The organism is Mycobacterium sp. IS-1556, assembly GCF_001499985.1.
In the GTDB taxonomy this organism is placed as follows: Bacteria; Actinomycetota; Actinomycetes; order Mycobacteriales; family Mycobacteriaceae; genus Mycobacterium.
In genome coordinates this window covers 340,942-360,684 of the sequence record NZ_LQIM01000012.1, presented here as the reverse complement: position 1 = coordinate 360,684, position 19,743 = coordinate 340,942, and the positions used below count along the sequence as shown (strand labels likewise).

Annotated in this window: 21 protein-coding genes; 13 read left to right on the top strand and 8 right to left on the bottom strand. The window is 66.4% G+C overall.

The window, feature by feature from the left end:
- Nucleotides 1-89: 89 nt before the first annotated feature.
- Nucleotides 90-2,561, top strand: a complete 2,472-nt coding sequence (locus AU187_RS11125; RefSeq protein WP_172800219.1) for an FtsK/SpoIIIE family DNA translocase — start codon at nt 90-92, stop codon at nt 2,559-2,561.
- Between the two features lie 48 nt (nt 2,562-2,609).
- Here AU187_RS11125 and AU187_RS11120 read toward each other — a convergent pair whose 3' ends face one another.
- Nucleotides 2,610-3,119 (bottom strand): amino-acid N-acetyltransferase, encoded by a 510-nt coding sequence (locus AU187_RS11120; protein ID WP_172800218.1) that lies wholly within the window; start codon nt 3,117-3,119, stop codon nt 2,610-2,612.
- Nucleotides 3,120-3,160: 41 nt separating this feature from the next.
- Between AU187_RS11120 and pgsA the strand changes: the two genes are divergently transcribed.
- The 4 genes from pgsA (at nt 3,161) to pspM (ending at nt 6,004) form a co-directional block, all read left to right on the top strand.
- A complete protein-coding gene (gene pgsA, locus AU187_RS11115; protein ID WP_059099796.1) occupies nt 3,161-3,757 on the top strand; it encodes a CDP-diacylglycerol--glycerol-3-phosphate 3-phosphatidyltransferase in 597 nt (198 codons plus the stop codon).
- A gap of 154 nt (nt 3,758-3,911) precedes the next feature.
- Complete coding sequence (gene clgR, locus AU187_RS11110; protein ID WP_059099797.1) at nt 3,912-4,232, top strand: transcriptional regulator ClgR; 321 nt, start codon at nt 3,912-3,914, stop codon at nt 4,230-4,232.
- 113 nt (nt 4,233-4,345) lie between these two features.
- Nucleotides 4,346-5,161, top strand: coding sequence for a phage shock protein PspA (pspA, locus tag AU187_RS11105; RefSeq protein ID WP_059099798.1), 816 nt, complete (start codon nt 4,346-4,348; stop codon nt 5,159-5,161).
- 12 nt (nt 5,162-5,173) lie between these two features.
- Nucleotides 5,174-6,004: a phage shock envelope stress response protein PspM gene (gene pspM, locus AU187_RS11100; RefSeq protein ID WP_059099799.1), complete on the top strand. Its 831-nt coding sequence runs from the start codon at nt 5,174-5,176 to the stop codon at nt 6,002-6,004.
- An 8-nt stretch (nt 6,005-6,012) separates the two neighbouring features.
- Here the strand turns inward: pspM and AU187_RS11095 are convergent, their stop codons facing one another.
- Complete coding sequence (locus AU187_RS11095; protein WP_059099800.1) at nt 6,013-6,453, bottom strand: limonene-1,2-epoxide hydrolase family protein; 441 nt, start codon at nt 6,451-6,453, stop codon at nt 6,013-6,015.
- 42 nt (nt 6,454-6,495) lie between these two features.
- Here AU187_RS11095 and AU187_RS11090 point away from each other — a divergent pair, with 42 nt between their 5' ends.
- From AU187_RS11090 to AU187_RS11065, 6 genes are all read left to right on the top strand, one after another.
- A complete protein-coding gene (locus AU187_RS11090) occupies nt 6,496-7,668 on the top strand; it encodes a glycosyltransferase (protein WP_059099801.1) in 1,173 nt (390 codons plus the stop codon).
- Nucleotides 7,669-7,677: 9 nt separating this feature from the next.
- The gene (locus AU187_RS11085; RefSeq protein WP_059099802.1) at nt 7,678-7,872 is read left to right on the top strand and encodes a DUF3046 domain-containing protein; all 195 of its coding nucleotides are present in this window, start codon (nt 7,678-7,680) and stop codon (nt 7,870-7,872) included.
- 250 nt (nt 7,873-8,122) lie between these two features.
- Nucleotides 8,123-10,255, top strand: coding sequence for an intein-containing recombinase RecA (gene recA / locus AU187_RS11080; protein ID WP_059099803.1), 2,133 nt, complete (start codon nt 8,123-8,125; stop codon nt 10,253-10,255).
- On the top strand, nt 10,221-10,748 hold the full coding sequence (gene recX / locus AU187_RS11075) for a recombination regulator RecX (protein ID WP_059099804.1): 528 nt from the start codon (nt 10,221-10,223) through the stop codon (nt 10,746-10,748). Before recA ends, recX begins: the two co-directional genes overlap by 35 nt.
- A gap of 60 nt (nt 10,749-10,808) precedes the next feature.
- Nucleotides 10,809-11,066 (top strand): hypothetical protein, encoded by a 258-nt coding sequence (locus tag AU187_RS11070; RefSeq protein ID WP_059099805.1) that lies wholly within the window; start codon nt 10,809-10,811, stop codon nt 11,064-11,066.
- 9 nt (nt 11,067-11,075) lie between these two features.
- The gene (locus AU187_RS11065) at nt 11,076-11,897 is read left to right on the top strand and encodes a TIGR03560 family F420-dependent LLM class oxidoreductase (RefSeq protein ID WP_059099806.1); all 822 of its coding nucleotides are present in this window, start codon (nt 11,076-11,078) and stop codon (nt 11,895-11,897) included.
- 19 nt (nt 11,898-11,916) lie between these two features.
- On the opposite strand, the gene AU187_RS11060 is transcribed toward AU187_RS11065, so the two are convergent.
- The 4 genes from AU187_RS11060 to AU187_RS11045 are packed head-to-tail and all read right to left on the bottom strand — an operon-like array spanning nt 11,917 to nt 15,076.
- The gene (locus AU187_RS11060) at nt 11,917-12,798 is read right to left on the bottom strand and encodes an amino acid ABC transporter permease (protein WP_059166687.1); all 882 of its coding nucleotides are present in this window, start codon (nt 12,796-12,798) and stop codon (nt 11,917-11,919) included.
- Nucleotides 12,795-13,478 (bottom strand): amino acid ABC transporter permease, encoded by a 684-nt coding sequence (locus tag AU187_RS11055; RefSeq protein ID WP_059099808.1) that lies wholly within the window; start codon nt 13,476-13,478, stop codon nt 12,795-12,797. Before AU187_RS11055 ends, AU187_RS11060 begins: the two co-directional genes overlap by 4 nt.
- 27 nt (nt 13,479-13,505) lie before the next feature.
- Nucleotides 13,506-14,318 (bottom strand): glutamate ABC transporter substrate-binding protein, encoded by an 813-nt coding sequence (locus tag AU187_RS11050; RefSeq protein WP_059099809.1) that lies wholly within the window; start codon nt 14,316-14,318, stop codon nt 13,506-13,508.
- Between the two features lie 29 nt (nt 14,319-14,347).
- Complete coding sequence (locus AU187_RS11045; protein WP_172800233.1) at nt 14,348-15,076, bottom strand: amino acid ABC transporter ATP-binding protein; 729 nt, start codon at nt 15,074-15,076, stop codon at nt 14,348-14,350.
- Nucleotides 15,077-15,233: 157 nt separating this feature from the next.
- On the opposite strand from AU187_RS11045, the gene miaB reads away from it, so the two are divergent.
- Together miaB and AU187_RS11035 are read left to right on the top strand one after the other, a co-directional pair.
- Nucleotides 15,234-16,787, top strand: coding sequence for a tRNA (N6-isopentenyl adenosine(37)-C2)-methylthiotransferase MiaB (miaB, locus tag AU187_RS11040; protein WP_059100129.1), 1,554 nt, complete (start codon nt 15,234-15,236; stop codon nt 16,785-16,787).
- Nucleotides 16,775-17,371: an Rv2732c family membrane protein gene (locus tag AU187_RS11035; RefSeq protein ID WP_059099811.1), complete on the top strand. Its 597-nt coding sequence runs from the start codon at nt 16,775-16,777 to the stop codon at nt 17,369-17,371. Before miaB ends, AU187_RS11035 begins: the two co-directional genes overlap by 13 nt.
- 20 nt (nt 17,372-17,391) lie before the next feature.
- On the opposite strand, the gene AU187_RS11030 is transcribed toward AU187_RS11035, so the two are convergent.
- Entirely contained in the window at nt 17,392-17,913 is a 522-nt protein-coding gene (locus tag AU187_RS11030; protein ID WP_059099812.1) for a copper chaperone PCu(A)C domain-containing protein, read from the bottom strand.
- Between the two features lie 9 nt (nt 17,914-17,922).
- Nucleotides 17,923-19,740, bottom strand: a complete 1,818-nt coding sequence (locus AU187_RS11025; protein WP_059100130.1) for a glycoside hydrolase family 15 protein — start codon at nt 19,738-19,740, stop codon at nt 17,923-17,925.
- Nucleotides 19,741-19,743 lie beyond the last annotated feature (3 nt).

Here is a 19,743-nt window from a genome sequence, read left to right as displayed (position 1 = left end):
TCAGCGAACCTAACTAAATTTTTGGATACCCATCTGTGACCTGTGTGGCAGATGGTGGTTCTGGGGCTCAAGGGACTAGGCTTACAGGCATGCCTAGTAAGACCGCCGCCCGCTCTGGGAACCGTTCGAGCAGGTCAAAGGCCGGTTCGCGATCGGGCAGCCGGACGGCGCCCCGTCGTAAACCGGCGCCGCGCCGGACCACGTCGCCGATCTCGTCGGCCGGCGCCACGGTAGGCCGTGGGGTGCGGGCGGGGTGGCTGATGCTGGCCAAGGGTGCCGGCAGCACCGCGCGTTCGGTCGGTCGTGCCCGCGATCTCGAACCCGGCCATCGCCGCGACGGCATCGCGCTTGCGCTGCTCGGTCTCGCCGTCGTCGTCGCGGCGAGTTCGTGGTTCGGCGCCGCTCGGCCGGTGGGCGAATGGCTCGACACCTTCCTGCGGACGTTGATCGGCGCTGCCGTCGTGCTCGTTCCGCTTGCGGTGGCGGCCGTCGGCGTCACGCTCATGCGCACCGAACCGGACCCGGACGCCAGGCCGAGGCTGATTCTCGGCTCGACGATGATCGCGTTGCCTGCCCTCGGGTTGTGGCACCTGTGGGCCGGCTCCCCCCAGGCTCCAGCCGACCGGCAACACGCCGCGGGCTTCTTCGGCTTCGCGATCGGCGGTCCGCTCTCAGACGGGCTGACACCGTGGATCGCCGCGCCACTGTTGTTCATCGGTGTGCTGTTCGGTGTCCTGCTGGTGACCGGGACCACGATCCGCGAAGTGCCGTCGACGGTGCGGGCGATGTTCTCCGCGCGGGGCTTCGGCGATTATGACTATGACTACGACGATTACGACGACGAGGACACGGCCGTCATCGCGGAGCGCGAGGACTTCTCCGACGGGTATTACGACGACTCATTCCCGCCCGGCGACGATGCGGCGCGCGCGTGGCCCACCGGCACGCCCATGGAGAACTATCCCATCGAGGACGAGGCGCCGACGGTTCCCGAGCCAACCGCCAAGTCCCGCAAGAAGAAGCCGGCCAGACAGCAGAGTCTGTCGCTGGACCGCGTGGTCGACGGACCGTACGCGCTGCCGCCACTCGATCTGCTGATCGCCGGCGATCCGCCCAAACGCCGCAGCGCGGGCAATGACCGGATGATCGAGGCCATCAGCGAGGTGCTGGACCAATTCAAGGTCAATGCTTCGGTCACGGGTTGCACCCGCGGCCCGACCGTCACCCGGTACGAGGTCGAACTCGGCCCGGGCGTCAAGGTCGAGAAGATCACTGCGCTGCAACGCAATATCGCCTACGCGGTCGCGACCGAGAGCGTACGGATGCTCGCGCCGATCCCCGGCAAGTCCGCGGTCGGCATCGAGGTACCCAACGTGGACCGGGAGATGGTGCGCCTGGCCGACGTGCTCACCGATCCGACCACCCGCGGCGATCACCACCCGTTGGTCATCGGCTTGGGCAAAGACATTGAGGGTGAGTACATCTCGGCCAACCTCGCCAAGATGCCGCACCTGCTGGTGGCCGGGTCGACCGGGTCCGGCAAGTCGAGTTTCGTGAACTCGATGCTGGTGTCTCTACTGGTGCGGGCCACGCCCGAGGAGGTCAGGATGATCCTGATCGACCCGAAGATGGTGGAACTCACGCCCTACGAGGGGATTCCGCATCTGATCACGCCGATCATCACCCAGCCGAAGAAGGCCGCCGCCGCGCTGGCGTGGCTGGTGGAGGAGATGGAGCAGCGCTACCAGGACATGCAGGCGTCGCGGGTGCGCCACATCGACGACTTCAACAAGAAGGTGCGCTCCGGTGAGATCACCGCACCGTTGGGCAGCCAGCGCGAGTACAAGCCGTACCCGTATGTCGTCGCCATCGTCGACGAGTTGGCCGACCTGATGATGACCGCGCCCCGCGACGTCGAGGACGCGATCGTGCGCATCACGCAGAAGGCCCGCGCCGCAGGTATCCATCTGGTGCTGGCCACGCAGCGGCCGTCGGTGGACGTCGTCACCGGCCTGATCAAGACCAACGTGCCGTCGCGGCTGGCGTTCGCCACGTCGTCGCTGACCGACAGCCGCGTCATCCTCGACCAGCAGGGCGCCGAGAAGCTGATCGGCATGGGCGATGGGCTGTTCCTGCCGATGGGCGCGAACAAGCCGCGTCGACTGCAGGGCGCGTTCATCACCGACGAGGAGATCCACGCCGTCGTCGAGGCCACCAAGGCGCAGGCCGAGCCCGAGTACACCGAGGGTGTCACGACCGCGAAGACCACCAGTGAGCGCACCGACGTGGATCCCGACATCGGCGACGACATGGATGTCTTCCTGCAGGCGGTCGAACTCGTGGTGTCCAGCCAGTTCGGATCCACCTCGATGTTGCAGCGCAAACTGCGGGTCGGGTTCGCCAAGGCGGGCCGGCTGATGGACTTGATGGAGACGCGCAACATCGTCGGGCCGAGCGAGGGCTCCAAGGCGCGCGAGGTGCTCGTCAAACCCGACGAGCTGGCGGCGACGCTCGCGTCGATCCGCGGTTCGGACACCGGCAGCGACGACGAGTCCGAGTGATTTCGGTGTAGTTAGTTGCGGCGAAGGCAACCAACTACACCCAAATCGCTACAGAGTCAACAGCATTCGCGTGTTGCCGAGGATGTTGGGTTTGACGAAGGACAGGTCGAGGAACTCCGCGACACCGGTGTCATACGAACGGCACATCTCCTCGTAGACCTCAGCGGTGACCGGGGTACCGTCGATCTCCTTGAACCCGTGTTTGGTGAAGAACTCGACTTCGAAGGTGAGCACGAAGATGCGCTCGAGGTGCAATTCGCGGGCCACGTCGAGCAGCCGATCGACGATCGCATGCCCGACGCCGTGGCCCCTGACCTTCGGGTGCACAGCGACGGTGCGCACCTCGCCAAGGTCGGACCACAGCACGTGCAGCGCGCCACACCCGATCAGTTCGCCGTCTCTCTCGGCGACCCAGAACTCCTGTACGGCTTCGTAGAGCGTCACCAGATTCTTCTCCAGCAGGATCTTGCCGGAGTAGATGTCGACCAGAGCCTTGATGGCGGGGACATCCGAGGTTCGCGCACGCCGCACGACGACCTCGCAGGATTCTGCGCTCACAGGTGGAGAGTATCCGTTTGAGCAACCGATATTCTGTTGCGGTGCCGGGCCAACCCCATACAGATCCGCTGGCTCCGCGCGCCCGCGTAGCGAACATCGCGAACGTGCTCACCGGCGTGCGGATGGCGTTGGTTCCCGTTTTCCTGGTGGTGCTCTTCGTCGGTGATGGCCATGAAACCTTCTGGCGCATAGCGGCATTCGTGGTGTTCAGCGTCGCCGTGATCACCGACCGATTCGACGGGGCGCTGGCCCGCAGCTATGGCATGGTGACCGAATTCGGCACACTGGCCGATCCGATCGCCGACAAGGCCCTCATCGGTGCGGCGCTGATCGGGCTTTCGATACTGGGCGACCTTCCGTGGTGGATCACGGCGGTGATCCTGATTCGCGAGATCGGCATCACCGTGTTGCGGTTCGCCGTGCTGCGGTTCGGGGTGATCCCCGCCAGTCGGGGCGGCAAGCTCAAGACCCTGGTGCAGGCCGTGGCGATCGGCCTGTTCGTGCTGCCGCTGTCGGGTGCGTGGCTGTCTTCGGCCTGGGTGATCATGTGGGCGGCGCTGGTCCTGACGGTGGTGACCGGCGTCGACTACGTCGTCTCCGCGATCAAGGACTCCAAGGGCCGACCCGCTGATCGGTGACCCGCGCACCGGTCGCGGCCCCGCCGATCGCAGCAAGACGACTGTGGTTCAACAGTGATCTGCGCCATCCGGGAACCAACCGCCCCGCATGCGGCGTTGCCCTAGTACACCGCCCTTTACAAGGCCCAGCCACTGACTCCGGAGGGAGAGCACGATGACGGCATTGCTTCGCGAGGTGATCGGCGACGTGCTGCGTCGGGCCCGCGTCGACCAGGGGCGCACCCTGCGCGAGGTATCCGATACCGCGCGGGTCAGCCTGGGCTATCTCTCCGAGGTCGAACGCGGGCGCAAGGAAGCCTCGAGCGAACTGCTCGGCGCGATCTGCGGCGCTCTCGACATTCCGCTGTCCCGGGTGCTTTCCGACGCCGGTCTGGAGATGGAGCGCGAGGAGCGTGCCGCGTTCGCCGGGGCAGCCAACATCGACGCCACCACCAAGGTGGTCATCCCGCAGGTCGTGTCGATGGCGGTCGCCTGAGCCCGGTCGGACACTGAGTGGGTGTGGCGATGCGCGCTGACCCGATAGATTGGGCAGCACGGTAAGCCGGGCGGCGAGTCCGAGACAACGACACGAAGGCGGAGTGAACTGACATGGCCAATCCGTTCGTCAAGGCGTGGAAGTACCTCATGGCGCTGTTCAGCTCGAAGGTCGACGAGTACGCCGACCCGAAAGTGCAGATCCAGCAGGCCATCGAGGAGGCTCAGCGCCAGCACCAGGCGTTGACGCAGCAGGCCGCCCAGGTGATCGGAAACCAGCGCCAGCTGGAGATGCGGCTCAACCGCCAACTCGCCGACATCGAGAAGCTGCAGGTCAATGTCCGCCAAGCGCTGACGCTGGCCGATCAGGCCGTTGCCTCCGGCGATGCCGCCAAGGCAACCGAGTACAACAACGCCGCCGAGGCGTTCGCCGCGCAGCTGGTGACCGCCGAGCAGAGCGTGGAGGACCTCAAGGCCCTGCACGATCAGGCGCTCAACGCGGCCGGCCAGGCCAAGAAGGCCGTCGAGCAGAACGCGATGATGCTGCAGCAGAAGATCGCCGAGCGCACCAAGCTGCTGTCCCAGCTCGAACAGGCCAAGATGCAGGAGCAGGTCAGCTCGTCGCTGCGGTCGATGAGCGAGTTGGCCGCGCCGGGCACCACGCCCAGCCTCGACGAGGTGCGTCAGAAGATCGAACGCCGCTACGCCAACGCGATGGGCGAGGCCGAGCTCGCGCAGAACTCGGTGCAGGGCCGGATGCTGGAGGTCCAGCAGGCGAGCGTGCAGATGGCCGGGCACTCGCGGTTGGAGCAGATCCGCGCCTCGATGCGCGGTGAGCAATTGCCTGCGGGCGGCAATGCCGCGGCCCAGCCCGCGACCCCGGCGGCCAATCCGCAGCAGGCCACGCCGGAAAATCCGCTGTCCCAATAACCGAGGTCACCAGTGAGTTCGCGAACGAGTCGACCGGAGCCGTGGCGCTCGCTGGTGCAGCGTGGTTTCCAGAACGGAATCGACACCGCCGCCGAGTGGTCCGACGTGCTGGCCGCCAAGCTGAACGCCGCCGCGGATCCGCGCGCGAAGTTGCTGCGCAAGCGGCGCTGGGCGCTGCGGCTCACCCTGCTCTTCACGGTTTCCTGTGTGTTCTGGATCGGCGTGACGGGATTGGTGGCGGCGTGGGACACGCCCGCTTGGGCGCTGCTCATCCCATCTCCGATCGCGGTCGGTGCGGCGTTTCTGGCCACGCTGGCATTCCTGCGGTACCGGTGGCTGCGACGCGAGCCGTTGCCGCCGCCGCGATCCCGCGCCACCCGTCGGCTTCCACCGTGGGGGTCGGCCGCCCGTCAGCCGATGGCAGCACTGGCGGCCTCTGAACGCGGATTGTTCTCACTGCTGGGCGTGATGGAGCGCGGACGGATGCTGCCGGCCGACGAGCTTCGCGAGTTGACCGCCGCGGCCAATCAGACCGCAGTGACCATGGCCGCGACCGCGAATGAAGTGGTGTCGATGGAGCGGGCCATCCGGTCGACGCCGCAATCACGCGCCCATCTGACACCCACCATCGCGGCGTTCAGTGCGCAACTCGATCACGGCGCGCGGCAGTACAACGAAATGGTCGGCGCCGCAGCCCAACTGGTGTCCGCGGCAAACGCCGGATCCACCTCTACCTCGCCGATGTGGCAACAGCGCTACCGCGACGAGTTGACCAATGCCACCGACCGCCTGCTCGGCTGGGCCCAGGCGTTCGACGAACTTGGCCACGTCCGCGGCGCGTAACGGCTGAACTACATCGTGGGGCGCAGGGCCGGGAACACCGTCGCGGCGATTCCCCGCAGGATGGCCTTCCCGAAATCCACATAGTCGAAGTAATCGCGCCACAACGTGATTCGGCCGGCATGCACCTCGAAGACCCCGCACACCCAGAACTGCAGACGCACCGGCCCGAGCACAAGCGCATCGGTGCGTTCGGTCAGCACGCTGTTGCCGTCGCCGGCGATGCGATGGATCTTCACCTCGAAACCGAAGCGGCCCTCGCCACGCCGCATCACGCCGATGATGCGTTCGCGACCGCGGATCGTGGGGAGCCCGACGTTCTGCCATTCGGTGTTGTCGGCGAGCAAGCTGTCGGCAGTCGCGAAATCCTCGTCCTGCAGGGCGTAGAGGAAGGTCTCCACCGCTCGGATGTTGTCGACGTCGGTTCTCAGTCCGGAAGCCTGGTCGGTCATGGGCCCAGCCTAGTGCCGAGTCGCTGTGGCAGGGTAGGCCCAATGCGCGTCGCGGTTGTCGCCGGACCGGATCCGGGGCACGCCTTCCCGGCGATCGCACTGTGCCTTCGCTTTCTGGCCAATGGGGATTCGCCCATGCTGCTCACCGGTGTGGAATGGCTGGACACCGCTCACGGCGCCGGGCTGCCCGCCGTCGAACTGCTCGGGCTGGACCCGACCGACAGCGACGACGATGCAGACGCCGGTGCGAAGATCCACCGGCGCGGCGCCCGGATGGCGGTGCTCAACGCGCCGCAGCTGGGCGAGATCGCACCGGATCTGGTGGTCTCCGACGTCATCACCACGGCCGGCGGGTTGTGCGCCGAACTTCTCGAGCTGCCGTGGGTGGAGTTGAACCCGCATCCGCTGTACCGGCCGTCGAAAGGACTGCCGCCGATCGGCACCGGGTTGGCGCCGGGGGTGGGTGTCCGCGGCCGGTTGCGCGACGCGGTGCTGCGTACGCTTTCGGCCCGGTCGTGGCGGGAAGGCGTTCGCCAGCGCGCGGCCGCGCGGGCCGAGATCGGATTGCCGGCAACCGATCCCGGTCCACGCCGAAGGCTGATCGCCACCCTGCCCGCACTCGAGGTGCCGCGGCCCGACTGGCCGGCCGAAGCCGTGGTGGTGGGTCCACTGCACTTCGAGCCGACGTCGACGACGCTGGACATCCCGGCGGGTACCGGTCCCGTGGTGGTCGTCGCGCCGTCCACCGCCACCACCGGCGCCGGCGGCCTGGCCGAGGTTGCGCTGGAGGCACTGACGCCGGGACCGGTGTTGCCGCCGGGATCGCGGGTGGTGGTGTCGCGCCTCGGCGGCACGGACGTCGCGGTGCCGCCGTGGGCGGTCATCGGGCTGGGTAGACAGGACGAACTGCTGTCGCACGCCGATCTGGTGATCTGCGGCGGGGGACACGGCATGGTCGCCAAGACGCTGCTGGCCGGGGTGCCGATGGTGGTGGTGCCGGGCGGCGGCGACCAGTGGGAGATTGCGAATCGTGTTGTGCGGCAGGGCAGCGCGCAACTCGTGCGTCCTCTCAGCCCGGACGCGCTGGCGCGGGCGGTGCGCGAGGTGCTGGCCGAACCCGGCTACCGGGACGCAGCGCGGCGGGCCGGAGCGACGGTTGCCGACGTCGAAGATCCGGTACGGGTGTGCCATGAAGCTCTGATGTCTTCCGCGTAGTTTGGGCTCGTGCGGTTGACGGAATTCCATGAACTCGTCGAGGGACAGTTCGGTCCGGTGCGCGGTGCGTCGCTGCTCGTCGATCACGTGTTGAGCGGATACGGGGGGCGGACCGCCGCGCAGGCCATCGAGGACGGCGTCGACCCGCGGGACGTCTGGCGCGCGCTGTGCTCGGACTTCGACGTCCCGCGCGATCAGTGGTGACTTCTCATACGCGAGCAGACGCAAACTGCCCGCGACACGCCGCCGGAGCGGACATTACGGGTCTGCTCGCCCTTTGACCGGGGCGACACGGCGCGCCTCCTTGCCATCGAACACACGTTCGCTACTGTGGGCAGTGTTCGACGGCTAGATGCTGGTCAGGCCGACTTGTCGGTGGCTGCCTCTAGCGTCACGGCCAACTGATCGAAACCCGATCACCGAACAGCTAGACATCCGAAGGACGGAGACCACCATGGCGCAGGCACCCGACCGCGAGAAGGCCCTCGAGCTGGCACTCGCGCAGATTGAGAAGAGTCACGGCAAGGGCTCGGTGATGCGGCTCGGCGAAGAGGTCCGCCAGCCGATCTCGGTGATCCCGACCGGGTCCATCGCCCTGGACGTGGCGCTCGGCATCGGCGGACTGCCGCGGGGCCGGGTGGTCGAGATCTACGGCCCGGAATCCTCGGGTAAGACCACCGTCGCGTTGCACGCGGTGGCCAACGCCCAGGCCGCAGGCGGCATCGCGGCGTTCATCGACGCGGAACATGCGCTGGATCCGGAGTACGCCAAGAAGCTCGGCGTGGACACCGACGCGCTGCTGGTGAGCCAGCCCGACACTGGTGAGCAGGCGCTCGAGATCGCCGACATGCTGATCCGATCCGGCGCGCTGGACATTTTGGTCATCGACTCGGTGGCCGCGTTGGTGCCACGGGCGGAGATCGAAGGCGAGATGGGCGACAGCCACGTCGGACTTCAGGCCCGGCTGATGAGCCAGGCACTGCGCAAAATGACCGGCGCACTGAACAATTCGGGTACCACCGCGATCTTCATCAACCAGCTCCGCGAAAAGATCGGTGTGATGTTCGGATGTTTCAACTACAGCACTCGCGTTCAGTTGGCCGACGGGATGACCGAGAAGATCGGCAAGATCGTCAACCAGAAAATGGACGTCGAGGTGTTGTCCTACGATCCGGATACCGACCGAGTCGTTCCGCGTAAGGTGGTGAACTGGTTCAACAACGGTCCCGCCGAGCAGTTCCTGCAGTTCACTGTCGAGAAGTCGGGCGGAAACGGTAAGTCCCAATTCGCTGCCACGCCTAACCACCTCATCCGGACTCCAGGCGGATGGACCGAGGCAGGCGACCTGATTGCCGGCGACCGGGTGATGGCTACCGAACCGCATCGACTCAGCGATCAGCAGTTTCAGGTCGTGCTCGGTTCCCTGATGGGTGACGGCAACCTGTCGCCCAACCGGCGAGACCGCAACGGCGTGCGATTCCGGCTCGGACACGGCGCCAAGCAGATTGGCTACCTGGAGTGGAAGACGGCGCTCATGGGTAACATCGCTCACTCGCTACGTGAAAACGACAGGGGCGCACGGTTCGTCGACTTCACCCCGCTGCCTGAGTTGGGAGAGTTGCAGCGCGCGATGTACCTGGGCGACGGCAAGAAGTTCCTGTCCGAGGAGTATCTGAAGGCGCTCACGCCGCTGGCTCTTGCGATCTGGTACATGGACGACGGCTCGTTCACCGTTCGGTCCAAGGGACTGCAACAGCGAACCGAAGGCGGCAGCGGCCGTATCGAGTTCTGCGTGGAAGCGATGAGTGAAGGGTCGCAAGTGCGGCTCCGCGATTATCTGCGCGATACCCATGGCCTGGACGTGCGGTTGCGCAAGTCGGGTGCCACGGGTAGGGCGGTAATGGTCTTTTCGACAGCCGCTAGTGCGAAGTTCCAGGAAATGGTGGCGCCATATATGGCGCCGTCGATGGAGTACAAACTGCTCCCGCGGTTCCGTGGGCTCGGCACGGTTACGCCGCAATTCGTGGAGCCGTCCCAGCGCCTGGTGCCTGCCCGGGTGCTCGACGTTCATGTCAAGCCGCATACCCGTTCAATGAACCGATTCGACATCGAGGTCGAGGGCAATCACAACTACTTCGTCGACGGCGTGATGGTGCACAATTCTCCTGAAACGACAACGGGCGGAAAGGCTTTGAAGTTCTACGCCTCAGTCCGCTTGGATGTCAGGCGAATCGAAACGCTCAAGGACGGCACTGACGCGGTCGGTAACCGCACCCGCGTCAAGGTCGTCAAGAACAAAGTTTCGCCGCCCTTCAAACAGGCTGAGTTTGACATCCTGTATGGCAAGGGGATCAGCAAGGAAGGCTCGCTCATCGACATGGGTGTCGAGCAGGGCTTCATCCGCAAGTCCGGGTCGTGGTTCACCTACGAAGGCGAGCAGTTGGGTCAAGGCAAGGAGAACGCCCGCAACTTCCTGCTCGAGAACACCGACGTGGCCAACGAGATCGAGAAGAAGATCAAAGAGAAGCTCGGCATTGGCGCCGTGATCACCGATGACGAAGTCCTGCCCGCCCCCGTCGACTTCTGAGGTCACGCGCGAGGAGCAGGCGCACAACCTGTGTCTGCGCCTGCTCACCGCGCGGGCCCGCACTCGGGCCGAACTCGAAGAAAAGCTGGCCAAACGGGGGTACCCCGACGACGTCAGCGCCCGCGTGCTCGAGCGGCTCACCCAGGTCGGCCTCATCGATGATGCCGACTTCGCCGAACAGTGGGTCCGCTCCCGTCAGCTGAACGCGGGTAAAGGCAAGCGTGCCTTGGCCGCTGAGCTTAGGACGAAGGGCGTGGACAACGACGTGATCGACGCGGCCCTCGCTGACATCGACGCCGATGCCGAACGGTCACGGGCCGAACAACTGGTCGCCGACAAGCTCCGCCGCGAAAAGCTCGACCACGACGGCGACGACGTCAAGGTCACCCGCCGCCTGGTCGGCATGCTTGCGCGCCGTGGCTACAGTCAGTCGATGGCGTTCGACGTCGTCAAAATCGCGTTGGCCAGCGAGCGGGAACGCCGAAGGGTGTAGTTCGCGTCGCAGCCCGCCTAGGGGCTGATCCCTGACGACAAGGTGTGTGACCGTGAAGCCATGCGGCTGACCAACGACTGCTATCTGGTGACATTGCGGTTCAACTCGGGCGAAGAGCACTACTTTCGCGACGGACAGCGGTGGACGAAGGTCACCACACGTGGCCGCAGGATGCCCGCGACTGCCGAACAAGTGATGAACCATCTGCTGCCCGCACTCGCCGGCGTGAAGCCCGGCATCGAGGTAACCGTCGAGCACCGCGATCTCGACCACGCCGCAGCCGAAGCTCTGGATCGGTTGCGGACGGCCAACGGGTAACTTGCGATCATGCAGTTGTCTGTCAAGCTGGCACCCACCTTCGACTATGCCGTCCTCGAGCGGTTCTGGCGGACGGCTGACGAACTCGGGTTCCCGGCCGTGTGGAACTACGACCACTTCTATGGACTCGTCGACCCGACGACGCCCACCCTCGAAGGCTGGACCAGCCTCGCCGCGATGGCCGTCGTGGTGCGGCGCGCACGAGTGGGCTGCCTGGTCACCGGCGTCACCTACCGCAACCCGGCAGTGCTGGCGAAAATGGCCGTGACCGTCGACCACATCTCCGGTGGGCGGATGGACTTCGGTCTCGGCGCCGGCTGGCACGAGGACGAACACCGTGGCTACGGCATCGACTTCCCGTCGCCGGGGCAACGCGTCGCGATGGTGGACGAAGCGCTGACCGTCATCCGCCGGCTGTGGACCGAGGAGGCCGTCGACTTCACCGGCCGCTTCTTCACGCTCCGCCAAGCGCGCTGCGACCCGAAACCGGTCCAGCGTCCGCATCCGCCGATCGTGGTTGGCGCGTCGCAGCCCAAGATGCTCAGCGTCGCCGCCCGGCATGCCGACGAGTGGAACATGCCGAGCACCGGTCCGCAGGAGTGGGCGGCGGCCAGTAGCCGCCTCGACGCCGCCTGCGAGGCCGAATGCCGCGATCCGTCCTCGATCCGTCGAGGTGTGCAGCTGTTCCTGCACCCGAACCAACCGGATCAGGTCGATGGCCAGCTCGACTCCATCGCTGAGTACGCGCGGCTCGGCTGTCAGCATGTCGTGCTGTCCTTCTATCAGCCGCCCGACGACTCGCTGCTGCGCCGATGCGCGGAGCTGATCTAGCGGTCCGAAAGTCCTGACATCACACGGCTTTTGCGCCGGGCGCGCCTTCCTGCTCGACCGCCTCCGTGTCAAGGGGCGCCGGACCGCGATGCGACCGCCGCATTCGCGCTTCCACCGCCGTGGCCACCGAGGACAGCGTGAAATTGACACTGATCATCAACACGGCCACCACAATCAGCGCCGGCAGCAGATTGCTGTATGCCGTACCCATCTGCACACCCTGGCGCACCAATTCGAGGAACGTGATGATGTAACCGATCGCGGTGTCCTTGAGCACCACAACGAGTTGCGAGATCAGCACCGGCAGCATGGACGTGATCGCTTGCGGCAACAAGATGGAGCGCATCGTCTGACCCCACGTCAAGCCAAGCGCGAAGGCCGCCTCGGACTGTCCGCGGGGAAGCGCGTGGACGCCGGCCCGAACGATTTCGGCTATGACGGCGCCGTTGTACAGAGTGAGCCCAGTGATGACGGCGGCGAGCGCCAGGTGCTTGGACGGAAACATGTCGTAGGCCGCGTAGAGCGCGAACGCGAACAGCATCATGATCAGCACCGGCACCGCACGGAAGAACTCGACGATCACCGCACACACCCAGCGAATCAGGCTGTGCGTCGAAAGTCGGCCTACGCCAAGCACGAATCCGAGGGCCAAAGCCAACACGATCGACACCGCGGCAGCCGTCAACGTGCCCTGCACGCCGGGCAGCACGTAAGTCCTCCACAGGTCGGCCGTCAGGAACGGTCTCCATTTCGCAACGGTGAGCTGGTCCTTGGCGGCCATCTGAATCAACACCGCCAGCAGCACCAACGCGGTGACCAGGACGACAAGAGCCGTCACCACCCAGTTTCGGATCCGTGCCCGGGGACCGGGCGCGTCGAAAAGAACCGATGCCGAGCTCATCTGGTGACCGCCATCCGCTTACCCAGCCATCCGAAGAACAAGCCGGTCGGCAGCGTCAGGATGACGAAACCGGCGGCGAAGATGGTTCCGACGGTCAGGATCGCCGCGGTGTTCTCGATCATCTCCTTCATCAACAACGCGGCCTCGGCCACCCCAATCGCCGCGGCGATTGTCGTGTTCTTGGTCAACGCGATCAACACCGACCCGAGCGGGATGATGACCGCGCGAAAAGCCTGTGGCAGCAGGATAAGCCGCAAATTCTGTCCGAACGTCAGACCCAGTGACCGCGCCGCCTCGGCCTGGCCCAGCGGCACGGTGTTCACCCCGGAACGCACCGTTTCGCACACGAACGCGGCGGTGTACAACGCCAGTCCGAGAACCGCCAACCGAAAGTTGCTGTCCTCGATCGACGTCAGCGATTCGGGATCCACCAGCGTGATCCCCATGGTGTCCGCCAGCCCGAACGAGCAGAACAGGATGACCAGCGTCAGCGGGGTATTACGCACCACGTTGACGTATGTCGTTCCGAGCCAGCGAAGCACCGGTACCGGCGCCAGCCGCATCGCCGCCAGCACCGTGCCCAGCACCAGCGCCCCGATACCGGAGTAGACCGTCAGCTGAATCGTCGTCCAGAACGCCTCGACGATCTGGCCGACCGGGTAGCCGGGGAGAACCTCCACCTCACCTCCTCCGAGGGCGGAGGCCTGTCATCTCTGGGTGATCTGCGGCGGTTGCGGGGCGGGAATGCCGGCCGCGCCGAGGTTTTCGTCCCACGCCTTCTTCCAGGAGCCGTCCTGCTCCATCTTGGCGAGTGCGTCGTTGATCTGCGTCAACAGTTCGGAATCACCCTTCTTCAAACCGATTCCGTAGCGTTCCTCGGAGAACGTGCCACCGACGACCTTGAAGACGCCCGGGCTCTGAGCCGCGTAACCCGCGAGGATCACCTCGTCGGTGGTCACCGCGTCGATGCGACCGTTCTTCAACGCTTCGATGCACGCCGAGTACGTGTCGTACTGCTGCAGCTGAACGCCGGGAAACTTGTCCTTGATCCGTTGCGCCGGTGTCGATCCCGACACCGAGCACAGCTTCTTGTTGTTCTCCAGCGACGCCTCGCCGGTGATGTCGGTGTTGTCCTCGCGCACCAGCAGGCTCTGTCCGGTGACCAGGTACGGCCCCGCGAAGTCAACCTTCTCCTCACGGGCATCGGTGATCGAGTAGGTCGCGACGATGAACTTCACCTGGCCGTTTTGGATCAGCGTCTCGCGTTGTCCGGACGGTGCTTCTTTCCACTCGATCTTGTCCTCGCCGTAGCCGAGTCGCTGGGCGACATACTTGGCCACGTCCACGTCGAAGCCGCTCATGGTGCCGTCGGGATTCTTGAGTCCCAGGCCGGGCTGATCGAACTTGGTGCCGATGACGATCGTGTCGCCGTCGCCCCCGCCTCCGCATGCCGTCGCCGCCAGCGGCAGCGCGACGACGAGCGCGAGCGCCCCCACAACGCGCTTCGAGATTGATGGCATCCGTTTCCTTTCGACTGATGATCGCTCGACTAATGGTGAAGGATCTTGCCGAGAAAGTCCTTCGCACGTTCGCTTTTCGGGTTGGTGAAGAACTCATCGGGCTCGGCCGCCTCGACGATCGCGCCGTCGGCCATGAAGACCACGCGGTTGGCCGCGCCGCGGGCGAAACCCATTTCGTGTGTCACCACCAACATCGTCATGCCGTCTTTAGCCAGCGACGTCATCACGTTCAGCACTTCGTTGATCATCTCCGGATCCAGCGCGCTGGTCGGCTCGTCGAAGAGCATGACCTTCGGGTTCATCGCCAGAGACCGCGCGATGGCGACCCGCTGCTGCTGGCCACCCGACAGCTGCGCCGGATACTTGTCGGCCTGATCGGCGATGCCGACCCGCTCCAACAGTTCCATCGCCTTCTGGCGGGCCTCGGCCTTCGACTTCCTGCGCACCTTCATCGGCGCCAACGTGACGTTGTCCAGGATCGTCTTGTGGGCGAACAGGTTGAACGACTGGAACACCATGCCCACGTCGGACCGAAGCTCCGCGAGCTTGCGCCCCTCTTCGGGCAGCACCTCACCGTCGATCGCGATGGTGCCGGAGTCGATGGGCTCGAGCCGATTGATGGTGCGGCACAACGTCGACTTGCCCGAGCCCGACGGCCCCAGCACCACGATCACCTCGCCGCGATTCACCTCGAGGTTGATGTTCTTGAGCACATGCAGGTAGCCGAAGTGCTTGTTGACGCCCGACATGGAGATCATCGGTGCGGACGACCGGGTCGGATCGGCCTGGTCGCCATCCGACCCGCTCGTTTCCATGGGAGCAGACCTTACCGAGGGAGTGTCCGGCGTGCCCGGAACTGGAGAATCCGCCCGGATCGCCATACTGACCAGCCCGTACCATGGGCCCGTGACTTCGATGGTGACGCGAGAGGCGGCGGCTGACCAGGCCGTTCGTCGCAACGCGACCGGCGAGTCCGCTCCCGCGCGGGCGCAAGGTCGCACCTACCAGGTGCGCACCTACGGCTGCCAGATGAATGTGCACGACTCGGAGCGGCTTGCGGGGTTGCTGGAGGCCGCGGGGTACCACCGGGCCACCGACGGCGAGGACGCCGACGTGGTGGTGTTCAACACCTGCGCCGTACGCGAGAACGCCGACAACAAGCTCTACGGCAACATCAGCCACCTGGCGCCTCGCAAGCAGGCCGATCCCGATATGCAGATCGCCGTCGGCGGCTGCCTGGCCCAGAAGGACCGCGACGCCGTGTTACGCCGCGCGCCGTGGGTGGACGTCGTGTTCGGCACCCACAACATCGGATCGCTGCCCACGTTGCTGGAGCGCGCCCGACACAACCGGGCCGCCCAGGTCGAGATCGTCGATGCGCTGCAGGAATTCCCGTCCGCCCTGCCCGCCGCACGCGAATCCGCATACGCCGCTTGGGTGTCGATCTCGGTGGGCTGCAACAACACCTGCACGTTCTGCATCGTGCCCGCGCTGCGGGGCAAGGAAGTCGACCGCCGGCCCGGTGACGTGCTCGCCGAGGTGCAGACCCTGGTCGATCAAGGCGTTCTCGAGGTGACGCTGCTCGGCCAGAACGTCAACGCCTACGGTGTCTCGTTCGCCGACCCCGCCGAGCCGCGGAACCGGGGGGCGTTCGCCGAACTGCTGCGCGCCTGCGGCCGCATCGACGGGCTCGAGCGGCTGCGGTTCACCTCGCCGCACCCCGCCGAGTTCACCGACGACGTCATCGCCGCGATGGCCGAGACGCCGAATGTCTGTCCGACGCTGCACATGCCGCTGCAGTCCGGGTCAGACCGGATCCTGCGGGCGATGCGAAGGTCCTACCGCGCCGAGCGCTATCTCGGCATCATCGAGCGGGTGCGCGCCGCGATCCCGCACGCCGCGATCACCACCGATCTCATCGTCGGATTCCCCGGCGAGACCGAGGACGACTTCCAAGCCACGCTCGACGTCGTCGCGCAGGCGCGGTTCGCGAGCGCCTTCACGTTCCAGTACTCGAAGCGGCCCGGGACGCCGGCCGCCGAGCTGTCCGAGCAGGTCCCCAAAGCCGTTGTAGCCGAACGTTATCAACGCTTGATCGACCTTCAGGAGAAAATCTCGCTGGAGGAGAACCGCGCGCAGATCGGCCGCACCGTCGAAGTTCTGGTCGCGACGGGCGAGGGTCGCAAGGACGCCACCACGGCCAGAATGTCGGGCCGTGCCCGCGACGGCCGCCTGGTGCATTTCGACCCGGAGCGGCTCGACATCCGGCCCGGCGACATCGTGACCACGACGGTGACTGGCGCCGCCCCGCATCACCTGATCGCGGACTCGGCCGTGCACAGTCACCGGCGCACACGGGCGGGGGATGCCCACGCCGCCGGCCGGCGACCGCGCACCGGCGTGGGACTCGGCATGCCGGGCGTCGGCGCGCCGACCGAAACGCCGACAGCGACAGGATGTGCGCGATGACGTCGCCCGACGACAACGGTTTTGAGGAGTACAAGAGCGACATCGAAGCCGCCGAACGCCGCGTCGCGGGTGAGATCGATCCCGGCGCGCGGGCTCTGGTCATCGCCATCGGCGTCTTCGTGCTGCTGGTGTCGTTCGTGCTGCCGCACACCGGGGACGCCCGCGGATTGGACGTTTTGATCGGCGGCGAAACAGCGGCCCGCGAGGGGATCTCCCTGCCGTCGCGCGTATTCGCTTGGCTGGTACTGGTATTCGGCGTCGGATTCTCGATGCTGGCCCTTCTCACCCGGCGTTGGGCGCTGGCGTGGGTCGCGTTGGCCGGGTCGACGGTGGCGACGTTGCTCGGCCTGCTCGCGGTGTGGTCACGCCAAACGGCAGCCGACCCCTATCCGGGGCCCGGGATCGGGCTCATCCTCGCGTGGATCGCGGTGGCGCTGGTGACGTTTCACTGGGCCCGCGCCGTGTGGTCGCGCACCGCGCTGCAACTGGCCGCCGAGGAGGAACGCCGCAGGGCGGCCGCCGAGCGGCAGAAGAGGGGACTGCTCGACGGCCTCGACGACGACAACGGTTCGACCGAGCGCTGACCGACCCAACGGCGGACGGCCTACTTCTGAGTGGGACAGGCCTCGATCGGAACCTTCATCACGAGGTCGCCCTGCTTGTCGAAGTGAAACGTCATGTCCACCGACTTGCCCGGCGTCGCCGATTCCCGAAGCCCCTCGACGCTGGCCGTGAAGGGCTGATCTGCGGCGCCGTCGTTGACGTCTTCGATCGGTTGACCGGCGGCGATCGACGTCTCGGGCGGAATCTGCAGCGTCGCATCGGGAGACAGCCGAATCGCCTCGGCGGCCGGTGTCTCGATGCCGAGCAGGCGTTCGGGCTCGGTGATCCGGTTGTTCGTCACCGTGAACGTGAGCGCCGCCGCATCGCCGACCTGGATGGCGCACGACCCCGGTATGAAGCGCGGCACGATGAAGGCGTTCTCGACCGACGTCGTCTCGGTCTCCGAACCCGCGCCCCGGTTCGACGAGTCCATGTTCGGGTCGCCGCCGCAACCGGCGACCAGGACGCTAGTCACCAAACCGGCCGCCGCAACACGACGCCGTGAAACGATCAGTGTCTTCATGTGGGTTGCCTATCTCGAATCTGTTGCCGGGCTGAGGTTCTGGTCCTGGGGAGCGGCCGAGGTGGTGGTGCGGCTGCCACGCAGCTGCCGCGCGGTATTGATCAACCCCACCAGGCTGAAGGCCTGCGGCGTATTTCCCAGATGCCTGCCGTGCGCCGGGTCGTATTCCTCACTGAGCATCCCGACATCATTGCGCAATCCGAGCAGCCGCTCGAACAGATCGGTGGCCGCCTCCACGCGGCCGATGCCTGCCAGCGCATCGGCCAGCCAGAAGCTGCACGCCAGGAAGGCGCCTTCCCCTCCGGGTAACCCGTCATCGGTTTTCTCCGGCCGATAACGCAGCACGAACCCGCCGTGGCTGAGCTCGGACTGGACGGCGTCGACGGTGCCGACGACCCGCGGGTCGTCCCACGGCAGGAACCCCAGCCGGGGGATCAGCAGCAGCGCGGCGTCGAGCTCATCGGAGCCGTAGGCCTGGGTGAAGGTGTTGCGGTCGGCGTCGAATCCGTTCGCGCACACCTCGCTGTGGATCTCGTCGCGCAGCGCGCGCCACCTGTCGACGGGACCGTCCAGGCCCTGCTCCTCGACGCTGCGCACCGCGCGGTCGACCCCGGCCCACGCCGTCACCTTGGAGTGCACGAACTGCCGTTGCGGGCCGCGCACCTCCCACAAGCTGTTGTCGGGCTGACGCCAGTTCCCCTCGAGGTAGTCGAGCAGCGCGCGCTGAACGTCCCACGCGGTGTCGTTCGAGGGCAGCCCCGCGTCGCGGGCCAAATGGAGTCCGTCGAGCACCTCGCCCCAGACGTCGAGCTGGAACTGGTCGGCGGCGCCGTTTCCCACCCGCACCGGTGCCGACCCCTCGTAACCCGACAGCCACGGCAACGACATCTCGGGCAGCCGGCGCCGGCCGTCGAGCCCGTACATGATCTGCAGCTGCGCCGGGTCCCCGGCCACCGCGCGAACCAGCCATTCCCGCCACTCGCGGGCTTCGGCGACGAACCCCGTGCCGAGCAGCGCCTGCAGGGTGAACGTCGCGTCGCGCAGCCAGCAGTAGCGGTAGTCCCAGTTGCGCATCCCGCCGATCTCCTCGGGCAGCGACGTGGTCGCGGCGGCGACGATGCCTCCGGTGGGCGAATAGGTCAGGGCCTTGAGTAGCACCAGCGAGCGGCGCACCGCGCCTTCCCACGGTCCGGTGTAGGAGCACCGCGACATCCATTCGGCCCAGAACCGTTCGGTGTCGTGCAGGGCTTGTCCGGCGGCGACTGGCTGCGGCCGCGGCAGGTGCGACAGCTGATGGGTGAGCACGAACGGGATGCGCTGCCCGGCCGCCACGTCGAATTCGGCGATGGTGGTCAGGTCGCGTCCCTGGGTCTGCACGGGGGTGCGCAGCCACACCGCGTCGGGCCCGGCGACAGCGGACAGGTCGTCACCGCTTCGGCGGACCCAGGGCACCACGTGCCCGTAGTCGAAACGCAGACGCAGCGTCATGCGCATCGGCACCCGGCCGGTGACTCCTTCGACGATCCGCACCACCTCGGCGGATTCGTCGCGCGGAGGCATGAAGTCGACGACGCGCACCGTCCCCTCCGGCGTGTCCCATTCGCTGTCGAGTACCAGAGAGTCACCGCGGTAGGCCCGGCGGGTAGCCGGCCCGCCGGAGGCCGGCGCCAGCCGCCACGTGCCCGCGGGATCGTCGTCGAGCAGCGCGGCGAAGCATGCCGGCGAGTCGAAGCGCGGCAGGCACAGCCAGTCGATCGCGCCTTCGCGGGAGACCAACGCCGCGGTCTGAAGATCACCCAGCAGGGCGTAGTCCTCGATGGGGGCCATGCC

What these genes read in the sequence shown, in the direction of transcription:
- AU187_RS11090 (WP_059099801.1), top strand. Translation starts at nt 6,496, where the DNA reads ATGCGCGTCGCGGTTGTCGCCGGACCGGATCCGGGGCACGCCTTCCCG.
- AU187_RS11035 (WP_059099811.1), top strand. Translation starts at nt 16,775, where the DNA reads ATGTGCGCGATGACGTCGCCCGACGACAACGGTTTTGAGGAGTACAAG.
- clgR (WP_059099797.1), top strand. Translation starts at nt 3,912, where the DNA reads ATGACGGCATTGCTTCGCGAGGTGATCGGCGACGTGCTGCGTCGGGCC.
- AU187_RS11030 (WP_059099812.1), bottom strand. Translation starts at nt 17,913, where the DNA reads ATGAAGACACTGATCGTTTCACGGCGTCGTGTTGCGGCGGCCGGTTTG.
- AU187_RS11060 (WP_059166687.1), bottom strand. Translation starts at nt 12,798, where the DNA reads ATGAGCTCGGCATCGGTTCTTTTCGACGCGCCCGGTCCCCGGGCACGG.
- miaB (WP_059100129.1), top strand. Translation starts at nt 15,234, where the DNA reads ATGGTGACGCGAGAGGCGGCGGCTGACCAGGCCGTTCGTCGCAACGCG.
- pspA (WP_059099798.1), top strand. Translation starts at nt 4,346, where the DNA reads ATGGCCAATCCGTTCGTCAAGGCGTGGAAGTACCTCATGGCGCTGTTC.
- recX (WP_059099804.1), top strand. Translation starts at nt 10,221, where the DNA reads ATGACGAAGTCCTGCCCGCCCCCGTCGACTTCTGAGGTCACGCGCGAG.
- AU187_RS11050 (WP_059099809.1), bottom strand. Translation starts at nt 14,318, where the DNA reads ATGCCATCAATCTCGAAGCGCGTTGTGGGGGCGCTCGCGCTCGTCGTC.
- AU187_RS11065 (WP_059099806.1), top strand. Translation starts at nt 11,076, where the DNA reads ATGCAGTTGTCTGTCAAGCTGGCACCCACCTTCGACTATGCCGTCCTC.
- AU187_RS11025 (WP_059100130.1), bottom strand. Translation starts at nt 19,740, where the DNA reads ATGGCCCCCATCGAGGACTACGCCCTGCTGGGTGATCTTCAGACCGCG.
- AU187_RS11095 (WP_059099800.1), bottom strand. Translation starts at nt 6,453, where the DNA reads ATGACCGACCAGGCTTCCGGACTGAGAACCGACGTCGACAACATCCGA.
- AU187_RS11125 (WP_172800219.1), top strand. Translation starts at nt 90, where the DNA reads ATGCCTAGTAAGACCGCCGCCCGCTCTGGGAACCGTTCGAGCAGGTCA.
- AU187_RS11070 (WP_059099805.1), top strand. Translation starts at nt 10,809, where the DNA reads ATGCGGCTGACCAACGACTGCTATCTGGTGACATTGCGGTTCAACTCG.
- AU187_RS11045 (WP_172800233.1), bottom strand. Translation starts at nt 15,076, where the DNA reads ATGATCTCCATGTCGGGCGTCAACAAGCACTTCGGCTACCTGCATGTG.
- recA (WP_059099803.1), top strand. Translation starts at nt 8,123, where the DNA reads ATGGCGCAGGCACCCGACCGCGAGAAGGCCCTCGAGCTGGCACTCGCG.